Consider the following 7,049-nt stretch of genomic DNA (forward strand, 5'->3'; position numbering starts at 1 on the left):
GCGCTGGCCATGGCCATGGGCCACGTGGTCTTTAAGGAGTTCTATTTTCCCGACGGCGGCGAAGAGCGCCGGGCCGCCCCAAGCTCTTCGAGCCCCCTTGGGGGGCAGCCGCCCTCGGGCGGCGTGGGGGCACGGTCTGTGCGCTCCAGCTACTTCGACGACTACGCCCGCCGCTACACCGACCTGCCGCTGCTGGTGATGTTGAAGGAACACACCCTGCCCGACGGCACGGTGACCATGGTGCCCGACCGCTACCTGCGCGCCAGCGACTTCAACGGCCAGATGGGCCAGAAGAGCAACCCCGAGTGGAAGACCGTGGCGTTCGACACGGCGGGCAAGGCGGTGCTGCCCAACGGTTCCATCGGTTTCCGCTGGGGCGAGCCGGGCCGCGAAGACGAGGGCAAGTGGAACCTGGAGTCCAAGGAAGCGCGCGGCAACAGCGACGTCAAACTCAAGCTCTCGGTGATCGAGGACGGCGAGCAGGAACACCAGGTGGTGGACGTGGGCTTCCCGTACTTCGGCGGCCGTGACACCCCCAACTTCACCGCCAACGCGCAGAACGGCGAGATCAACCAAGCCAAGGTGCCGGCCGTCCGGCTGCGCCTGGGCAAGGCCGGTGAAGAACGTTACGCGATGGTGGCCACCGTGTTCGATCTGCAGGTCGCGCAGTACGGCATCGACCGCGGGCTGGGCAGTGGCGCCAAGGGCTTTGACGACAACGCCGCCTACACGCCGGCCTGGCAGGAAAGCATCACCGGTGTGCCGCGCGAGCAGGTTATCACCGTGGCGCGCCAGTTCGCCGACAACGCCGACAAGACGCATGGCAAGTCGATGGTGATCATCGGCGCGGCCATGAACCACTGGTACCACGCCGACATGAACTACCGCGGCGTCATCAACCTGCTGATGATGTGCGGCTGCATCGGCCAGAGCGGCGGCGGCTGGGCGCACTACGTGGGCCAGGAAAAGCTGCGCCCGCAGACCGGCTGGGTGCCGCTGGCCTTTGCCACCGACTGGGTGCGCCCGCCCAAGCAGATGAACAGCACCAGCTTCTTCTACGCCCACACCGACCAGTGGCGCTACGAGAAGCTCGGCATGGACGAGATCGTCTCGCCGACGCTCAGCAGTGCCGACAAGGCCGCCTTCAGCGGCAGCATGATCGACTTCAACGTGCGCGCCGAGCGCATGGGCTGGCTGCCGAGCGCGCCGCAGCTCAAGACGAATCCGATGCAGGTGGTCAAAGACGCGCAGGCCGCTGGCCTGGACGCCAAGGACTATGTCGTCCAGGCGCTCAAGGACGGCACGCTGGAGATGAGCTGCGAAGACCCGGACGCACCACAGAACTGGCCGCGCAACATGTTCGTGTGGCGCTCCAACCTGCTGGGCTCCAGCGGCAAAGGCCACGAGTATTTCTGCAAGCACCTGCTGGGCACCGAGAACGGTGTGCAGGGCAAGGACCTCGGCAAGGACGACGCGAAGCCGAGCGAGGTGAAGTGGCACAAGGACGCGCCGCAAGGCAAGCTGGACCTGCTGGTCACGCTGGACTTCCGCATGAGCACGACCTGCCTGTACTCCGACATCGTGCTGCCGACCGCCAGCTGGTACGAGAAGAACGACCTCAACACCAGCGACATGCACCCCTTCATCCATCCGCTGTCGGCGGCGGTGGATCCGGTGTGGCAATCGCGTTCGGACTGGGAGATCTACAAGGGTTTTGCCAAGACCTTCAGCGAGGTCTGCGTGGGCCACCTGGGCGTGGAAAAAGAGGTGGTGCTCTCGCCCATCATGCACGACACCCCCGGTGAAATGGCCCAGGCCTTTGACGTCAAGGAATGGAAGAAGGGCCAGTGCGAACTGGTCCCCGGTAAGACCGCGCCGCAGATCGCGGTGGTCGAGCGCGACTACCCCAACACCTTCAAGCGCTTCACCGCCCTGGGCCCGCTGCTGGACAAGCTGGGCAACGGCGGCAAGGGCATCGGCTGGAAGACCGGTACCGAGGTCGAGCAGCTGGGTCAGCTCAACGGCAAGACGCTGGAAGCCGGTGTGTCAGAGGGCATGCCGCGCATCGTGAGCGACATCGACGCCTGCGAAGTCATCATGCAGCTGGCACCCGAGACCAACGGTCATGTGGCGGTGAAGGCCTGGGAGGCGCTGGGCAAACAGACCGGGCGCGACCACACCCACCTGGCGCTCTACCGCGAAGACGAGAAGATCCGCTACCGCGACATCCAGGCGCAGCCGCGCAAGATCATCAGCTCGCCGACCTGGAGCGGCATCGAGAGCGAAACGGTGAGCTACAACGCCGGCTACACCAACGTGCACGAATACATCCCATGGCGCACGCTCACCGGTCGCCAGCAGTTCTACCAGGACCACCCCTGGATGATCGCTTTCGGTGAAGGCTTTGGCAGCTACCGCCCGCCGGTGGACCTGAAGACCACCAACAGCATCCACAACATCAAGCCCAACGGTCACACAGAGATCCAGCTGAACTTCATCACGCCGCACCAGAAGTGGGGCATCCACTCCACCTACAGCGACAACCTGATGATGCTCACGCTCAACCGCGGCGGCACCGTGGTGTGGCTGAGCGAAGACGATGCGAAGTCGGCCGGCATTGAAGACAACGACTGGGTCGAGCTGTTCAACATCAACGGCGCCGTGGCGGCCCGTGCGGTGGTGAGCCAGCGCGTGAACAACGGCATGGAGATGATGTACCACTCGCAGGAAAAGATCATCAACACCCCGGGCAGCGAGATCACCGGCGTGCGCGGCGGCATCCACAACTCGGTGACCCGCATCGTGCTCAAGCCCACCCACATGATCGGCGGCTACGCGCAGTTGAGCTACGGCTTCAACTACTACGGAACCATCGGCACCAACCGCGACGAGTTCGTGGTGGTGCGCAAGATGGCCAAGGTCGACTGGCTCGACACGCCCGCCGATGACCACCTGGTCCGCGCGTACCAATCCCAAGGCGAGAACCCATGAGCCTGTTGCCCACCCCCGCGCCGCGCGTTCCGCGCGTCACCCCCTCAAGGGGGCAACACCTGCGGCCCGGCAAAGCCGGTTCCACGGTGTTTCCTGGATCAAACCCTTCGCACCGGAACGCCGGCTGAACAAGGACAAACCATCATGAAAATTCGCGCACAAATCGGCATGGTGCTCAACCTGGACAAGTGCATAGGTTGCCACACGTGTTCGGTCACCTGCAAGCAGGTCTGGACCAGTCGCACCGGCGTGGAATACGCCTGGTTCAACAACGTCGAGACCAAGCCCGGCATCGGTTACCCCAAGGACTGGGAAAACCAGGACAAGTGGAACGGTGGCTGGGTCCGCAAGGCCGACGGTTCCATTCAGCCCCGGCAAGGTGGCAAGTGGTCGCTGCTGATGAAGATCTTCAGCAACCCCAACCTGCCGCAGATCGACGACTACTACGAGCCCTTCACCTTCGACTACGACCACCTGCAGTCGGCGCCGGAGATGAAGCACGCGCCCACCGCCCGCCCGCGCAGCCTGATCACCGGCAAGCGCATGGAGAAGATCGAGTGGGGCCCGAACTGGGAAGAGATCCTGGGCGGCGAGTTCAGCAAGCGCAGCAAGGACGCCAACCTGGACGGTTTCGAGCAGACCCAGAAGGACATGATGGGTCAGTTCGAGAACACCTTCATGATGTACCTGCCGCGCCTGTGCGAGCACTGCCTGAACCCGGCGTGCGTGGCCTCGTGCCCCTCGGGCTCGATCTACAAGCGCGAGGAAGACGGCATCGTGCTGATCGACCAGGACAAGTGCCGCGGCTGGCGCATGTGCGTGAGCGGCTGCCCCTACAAGAAGATTTACTACAACTGGAAAAGCGGCAAGGCCGAGAAGTGCATCTTCTGCTACCCGCGCATCGAGGCCGGTCAACCCACGGTGTGTTCTGAAACCTGCGTGGGCCGCATCCGCTACCTGGGTGTGCTGCTGTACGACGCCGACCGCATCGCCGAAGCCGCGAGCACGCCCAACGAGATCGACCTCTACCAGGCCCAGCTCGATCTGTTCCTGGACCCCAACGATCCCAAGGTGATCGAGCAGGCGCGCATCGACGGCATTCCCGACGCCTGGATGGCCGCGGCCCGCCAGAGCCCGGTCTACAAGATGGCGGTGGAGTGGAAAGTGGCGCTGCCGCTGCACCCCGAGTACCGCACCCTGCCCATGGTCTGGTACGTGCCACCGCTCTCGCCCATCACGGGTGCGGCGCAGTCGGGCGCGCTGGGCATGAACGGCGAGATCCCGGACGTCTCGCAACTGCGCATCCCGGTCAAGTACCTGGCCAACCTGCTGACCGCCGGTGACACCGGCCCGGTGGTGCACGCGCTCGAACGCATGCTGGCCATGCGCGCCTACCAGCGTAGCAAGCACGTGGACGGTGTGATCAACAAGGACGTGCTGGAGCAGGTGGACATGAGCGCCGCCCAGGTCGAGGAGATGTACCGGTACATGGCGATCGCCAACTACGAAGACCGCTTCGTGATCCCGACCACCCACCGCGAGTACGCCGAAAACACCTTCAACGTGAAGGGCGGTTGTGGCTTCAGCTTTGGCAATGGCTGCTCGGAAGGGCAGACCGAGACCAGCCTGTTCGGCAGCGAGAAGAAGCGAACCATTCCCATACACATTGGCTGACCCCCGCCGCGCTGCGCGCGACCCCCTTCAAGGGGGCGGCACTGGCGGCCCGGCAGAGCCGGTTCCGCGGTGCCCTGGCTGTATGGCCCGGCGAGCCCAGTGGCCTGTTTTTGATTGAAGGATTTGATGCCATGAATCTGTTTTCTTCCTCTCCTCCCAAAGCCACCTACACGCTGCGGGTGCTCGCGCACCTGCTGCGCTACCCCGATGCTGCGTTTCGCCAGCACATCCCCGAGATGCAGCTCGCGCTCCAGAACGAAGCCGCACTGGCACCCATGCGCCAGGCCGAGCTGGGCGCTTTGCTGCGTCACCTGGAGCGTGCCCCCGCGCTGGAGGTGGAGTCCGAATACGTCGAACTGTTCGACCGCGGACGGCGCACGGCGCTGCACCTGTTCGAGCACGTGCACGGCGATTCGCGCGAACGGGGTCCGGCCATGGTCGACCTGATCCAGACCTACGAAAAAGGCGGCATGTACCTCGGCCCGAACGAGCTGCCCGATTTTCTGCCGGTGCTGCTGGAATTCGCCTCCACCCAGCCGCCCCAGCAGGCGCGTGAGTTCCTGGGCGAGATCGCCCACATCGTGCGCAACATCTTCAGCGCCTTGTCCGCCCGGCAAAGCCCTTACGCCAGCGTGCTGGCCGCCGTGCTGGAACTGGCGGGCGAAAAGGCCGAAGCCGTGGCCGTGGCACCCGAGCCGGCCATGGACGAGAGCTGGGCCGAGCCCGAGGTGTTTGGCGGCTGCTCGACCGAGGGCCAGGCCAAACCCGGCCAGCCGCAACCGATCCAGATCGTCAGAAAGTCTCCCCAACCTTCCCAAGGAGCGCAGGCATGAACACGCTGCTGCACAACTTCCTCTTCAACGTCTACCCCTACATCTGCCTGGCGGTGTTCCTCATGGGCAGCCTGGCGCGCTTCGACCGCGACCAGTACACCTGGAAGAGCGATTCGTCGCAGCTGCTGCGCAAAGGCCAGCTGCGCTGGGGCAGCAACCTGTTCCACATCGGCATCCTGTTCCTCTTCGGGGGGCACACGGTGGGCCTGCTCACGCCGCACTTCATGTACGAGCCCTTCATCACCGCCGAACAGAAGCAGCTGGTGGCCGTGACGGCGGGTGGCATCGCCGGCTTCATCTGCTTCATCGGCCTGTCGCTGCTGCTGCACCGCCGCATCTTTGACGACCGCATCCGCCTGACCAGCCACCGCACCGACCTCTTCATCCTCATCATTCTGTGGGTGCAGCTGGTGCTGGGCCTGATCACCCTGCCGTATTCGTTTGGCCACAAAGACGCCGGCGTGATGCTGGCGCTGGCGGACTGGGCGCAGCGCATCGTGACCCTGCGTCCCGATGCCGCCGGCCTGGTGACGCTGGACTGGCCCTACAAGGTGCACCTGGTGCTGGGCATGACGATCTTCCTGCTGTTCCCCTTCTCGCGTCTGGTGCACGTGTGGAGCGGTTTCGGCACGCTGGCCTACGTCCTGCGCCCCTACCAGGTGGTGCGCAGCCGCCGCGTCGGCCTGACTCCCCAGCAGCCTATGAGCCAGCGGGGTCGCTGAACATGCAACAAGGAATCTCCATGAGCGACAGCAAGTCCACCGGTTGCGGCAGCGCGCACTGCGCCTGCTCCGGCCAACTGCAGATCGTGCCCGCCAGCATCAACGGCATCGCCCTGCACGAACCGGGCGAGGCGCTGGACGCCGACACCCTGCGCGAGCGGGCGTATGGCGAACTGCTGCGCCAGCGCGCCGTGCACCAGGGCCTGCTGCCCCGCACACCGGTGCTGGTGGCGCCCGAGCTGGACGCGGCCGAGCGCCACGTGATCGAGGCCATGACCGACGACGAGGTGAGCTCGCCCGAGCCCACCGACGACGAGTGCCGTCGCTATTACGAGGCGAACAAGACCCACTTCATCGCCGGCCAGGCGCTGCACGTGCGGCACATCCTGTTCGCGGTCACGCCGGGCGTGAACGTGCACGCGCTCACCCAGCGCGCCGAAAGCGCCCTGCTGGAGCTGGCGCGCAAGGACGTGCCCCCGGGCCGCTTCGAGCAACTGGCGGCCGAGCTGTCCAACTGCCCGTCCAGCGCCGAAGGCGGCGACCTGGGCTGGGTGACGCCCGAAGACTGCGCGCCCGAGCTGGCCAACGAGCTGTTCCACCAGACCGATTCGCGCTGGGGCATGGGCGTGCACCCGCGCCTGGTGCACACGCGCTTTGGCCTGCACATCATCGAAGTGCTGGGCCGCAAGAAGGGCACGCTGCCGCCGTACGAAGACGTGGCCGATGCGATCCGCCAGCGCCTGCAGCACCAGTCGCGCGCCACCGCGCTGCGGCAGTACATGCGCCTGCTGGTGGGGCAGGCCCAGGTCGAGGGCATCGAGCTCGAAGG

The 7,049-nt window shown here is 65.4% G+C and carries 5 protein-coding genes; all 5 read left to right on the forward strand.

The annotated features are described in order from the left end of the window. Positions 1–2,991: nitrate reductase subunit alpha (locus ACR2JA_RS11680; RefSeq protein ID WP_434009253.1), on the forward strand; the 2,991-nt coding region annotated here is incomplete at its 5' end. A 144-nt stretch (positions 2,992–3,135) separates the two neighbouring features. Continuing rightward, positions 3,136–4,665 carry a nitrate reductase subunit beta gene (gene narH / locus ACR2JA_RS11685; protein ID WP_434009254.1) on the forward strand — a complete coding sequence of 510 codons (1,530 nt, stop codon included), beginning with the start codon at positions 3,136–3,138 and terminating at the stop codon, positions 4,663–4,665. Between the two features lie 131 nt (positions 4,666–4,796). Further along, entirely contained in the window at positions 4,797–5,498 is a 702-nt protein-coding gene (narJ, locus tag ACR2JA_RS11690; RefSeq protein WP_434009255.1) for a nitrate reductase molybdenum cofactor assembly chaperone, read from the forward strand. Next, a complete protein-coding gene (narI, locus tag ACR2JA_RS11695) occupies positions 5,495–6,220 on the forward strand; it encodes a respiratory nitrate reductase subunit gamma (protein ID WP_434009256.1) in 726 nt (241 codons plus the stop codon). The genes narJ and narI overlap by 4 nt, the downstream gene beginning before the upstream one ends. Positions 6,221–6,240: 20 nt before the next feature. Then, positions 6,241–7,049 (forward strand): peptidylprolyl isomerase (locus tag ACR2JA_RS11700; protein ID WP_434009257.1); only part of this gene is annotated, 809 nt, incomplete at its 3' end.

Origin of the sequence: Hydrogenophaga sp. (genome assembly GCF_051007235.1) — a bacterium.
GTDB lineage: Bacteria > Pseudomonadota > Gammaproteobacteria > Burkholderiales > Burkholderiaceae_C > Hydrogenophaga.

What these genes read in the sequence shown, in the direction of transcription:
- narH (WP_434009254.1), top strand. Translation starts at nt 3,136, where the DNA reads ATGAAAATTCGCGCACAAATCGGCATGGTGCTCAACCTGGACAAGTGC.
- narI (WP_434009256.1), top strand. Translation starts at nt 5,495, where the DNA reads ATGAACACGCTGCTGCACAACTTCCTCTTCAACGTCTACCCCTACATC.
- narJ (WP_434009255.1), top strand. Translation starts at nt 4,797, where the DNA reads ATGAATCTGTTTTCTTCCTCTCCTCCCAAAGCCACCTACACGCTGCGG.